Below are 2,765 nucleotides of genomic sequence, written 5' to 3'. Positions count from 1 at the left end.
GCCCAGATCGCCGGGCCGGACCCGGTCGTGCCACGGCACCCAGGCCGGAGCGGTCAGCGCGTCCTGCCCGGGCAGCAGCACGACCTCGCTGACCGTGACCGGCTCGTCCGGGGCGGCGAGCGCGACCGTCACGGCCCAGCGCCAGCCCACGTAACCCGGGTAGTTCGACTCGAAGTAGTGCGTGGCGACGCCGTCGCCCTCCGGCTCCACGCCGACGTGCGCGCCGACCGGCGCGTCCTCGGCATCGTCCACCGGCAGCACCGGCGAACCGATCGGGCCGGGCGCCGGTGCCGCCTCTTCTTCGGCGGCGGCGCGGGCGGTGTCCACGGCCGCGGCCAGCGCCGGGTCGAGCGGGGCCGGGTCGAGCGGGGCCGGATCGAGCCGGTCCGCCGCTGGCTCGCCGCTCGGCTCCCCGCGGAATCCGAGCGGATCCGGGTCAGTGGTCGGAGCAGGCATAGGCGTCACATGCTCGATTGTGCCGTACGCGCTCGGGGTGCCCGCTGCCCGTGTCAGGCTTTCGGGGTGCGAACCGGAGTTCTCCCCCGCCGCGCTGCGCTGCGCGGCAACCTGGCCGGTGTGATCTTGACGTTGCTGGCGGGCGTTGGCGCGTGCACGGCGCACGTACCAGCGCAGCACGAGGGCCAGCACGAGCGCGAGCAGTCCGATCAAGGCTTGGGGCACGCGGCGAGCGTGCCACACCTGCGAGCGATGGTGACTCGCGTGCTCCCGCACGACCGCTCCTCGTTCACCCAGGGCCTGGAACTGTCCGATGGCACCCTCTACGAGGGCACCGGGCAGCACGGGCGGTCGGCGCTGCGGGCGTTGGACCCGGACACCGGGCGCGTGCTCCGGGAAGAACGACTCCCGTCGGCGCTCTTCGGCGAAGGCATCACCGTCGCCGGTGACCGTATCTGGCAGATCACCTGGCAGGAAGGGGTCGCGCTGGAGCGGGACCGGCAGAGCCTGCGTGAGCTGCGGCGGGTGCGGTATTCCGGCGAGGGCTGGGGGCTGTGCGCGGACGGTTCGCGGCTGGTGATGAGCGACGGCGGCGCACAGCTGACGTTCCGCGACCCGGCGAGCTTCGCCGAGCTCGGCTCGGTCACCGTGCGCTCCGGCGGGGAGCCGGTCGACGAGCTCAACGAGCTGGAGTGCGTCGGCGGGCAGGTGTTCGCGAACGTCTGGGGCAGCGACGAGATCCTGCGCATCGACCCGGCATCCGGGCAGGTCACCGCGGTTGTGGACGCTTCGGGGCTGTTGCGGGGCCCGGAGCGCGCGGGCACCGACGTGCTCAACGGGATCGCGTCGGTGCCCGGCACCGACGAGTTCCTGCTGACCGGCAAGCTCTGGCCGCACGTCTACCGCGTCCGGTTCGTCCCGGAGTGACACGCGGGTCGGCGCTGTGCGCGGCGGTTTGGGGGACGATGAAGTCGTGGGGTTCAGGCGCGGTGATCAACAGGGCTCGGCGAGCGGTCGACCGGGGTGGGGTGCCGGGCGGCGCGGCAGGCGCGGCCGGGTCTCCGCTGACGGACGGGCATCCGCCGGGCAACGGGTTTCACGGGCAGGCGATCAGGCTCCGCCCTCGCGCCCGGAGGATCGAGCTTCGTCCGCCGAGCAGCAGTCGCGCACAGCGGATCGGGCCGGGCGCACGGAGCGTCGTTATCCCTGGCAGGAAGACCCGGAATACCGCGCCGAGCCGCACTCGCGGACGTTGCCCCCGCTGCCGGACGACCATCCCGGCGCTGCGGACCAGCAGGATCGCGACGAGTCCGCCGGGGCGGACGCACCGCCCCGGAAGATCACCGTCACGCGGGTGGCGGCCTGGCGCGGCCGCCAGCTGACGCGGCGGCTGATGCGCCTGTTCTTCTCCGCCGCGCACGCAGACGGCGCCGCCGAGTCCGGCCTGGCCAGGTTCACCTACGCGGTGATGGTCAACTACGCAGTGGACGCCGCGATGGCCGTGGCGCTGGCGAACACCCTGTTCTTCTCCGCCGCGACCGCGGAGAGCAAGGACAAGGTGGCGCTGTACCTGCTGATCACGATGGCTCCGTTCGCGGTGATCGCGCCCGTCATCGGCCCCGCGCTGGACCGGCTGCGGCACGGCCGCCGCACCGCGCTGGCCGTCTCGTTCGGCGTGCGGGTGCTGCTCGCGGCGGTGATGGCGCTGAACTTCGACGGCTGGGCGCTGTATCCGGCCGCGCTGGGCTGCATGGTGCTGTCGAAGTCGTTCGGCGTGCTCAAGGCCGCCATGACGCCGCGCGTGCTGCCGGACGCGATCAGCCTGACCACGGCGAATTCGCGGCTGACGACCTTCGGCATGGCCGCCGGCGGAGTGGTCGGCGCGATCGCCTCGGGAGTCGCCTGGCTGCTGGGCTCGCAGGGGGCGTTGTGGTTCATGGCCGCGCTGGCCGTCGCCGGGATCTTCGCAGGTCTGCGGATCTCGGACCGGGTGGAGAGCTCGCGCGGCGAAGTACCTGCCGGTAAGCGGCGGCGGGCTCCGCTCGGGCGGCACGTGGTCGTCGCGCTGTGGGGCAACGGCGGCATCCGGTTGCTGACCGGCTTCCTCACCTTGTTCGCCGCCTTCGTGATCAAGGAAGGCACTCGGCAGGACCCGTTCTTGCAGCTGGTGCTGCTCGGCGCGGTCGGCGGCGCCGCCGGGCTCGGCGGCTTCGCAGGCAATGCCGCCGGTTCCCGGATGCGGTTCGGCAAGCCGGACCGGCTGATCGTGAGCTGCCTCGGCGCCGCGTTCGCGGTGGCGGTGGTCGCGG

At 73.2% G+C, this 2,765-nt stretch carries 3 protein-coding genes; 2 read left to right on the top strand and 1 reads right to left on the bottom strand.

Annotation, left to right across the window (positions count from 1 at the left end; translation table 11 throughout):
• Positions 1–681 (bottom strand): DUF3027 domain-containing protein (locus IJH84_RS23950; protein ID WP_295149322.1); only part of this gene is annotated, 681 nt, incomplete at its 3' end.
• Between the two features lie 27 nt (positions 682–708).
• Between IJH84_RS23950 and IJH84_RS23945 the strand changes: the two genes are divergently transcribed.
• Positions 709–1,383, top strand: a complete 675-nt coding sequence (locus IJH84_RS23945) for a glutaminyl-peptide cyclotransferase (protein WP_295149319.1) — start codon at positions 709–711, stop codon at positions 1,381–1,383.
• 46 nt (positions 1,384–1,429) lie between these two features.
• On the top strand, positions 1,430–2,765 hold a 1,336-nt coding region (locus IJH84_RS23940), incomplete at its 3' end, for an MFS transporter (RefSeq protein WP_295149316.1).

The sequence above is a fragment of the Saccharopolyspora sp. genome (genome assembly GCF_017434145.1).
In the GTDB taxonomy this organism is placed as follows: domain Bacteria; phylum Actinomycetota; class Actinomycetes; order Mycobacteriales; family Pseudonocardiaceae; genus Saccharopolyspora_C; species Saccharopolyspora_C galaxeae.
The sequence above is the reverse complement of the archived record's forward strand: the minus strand, read 5'-3'. Positions and strand labels throughout refer to the sequence as shown.

Bases quoted from the DNA above. Each gene is read 5' to 3' on its own strand.
- IJH84_RS23945 (WP_295149319.1), top strand. From the start codon at position 709: ATGGTGACTCGCGTGCTCCCGCACGACCGCTCCTCGTTCACCCAGGGC.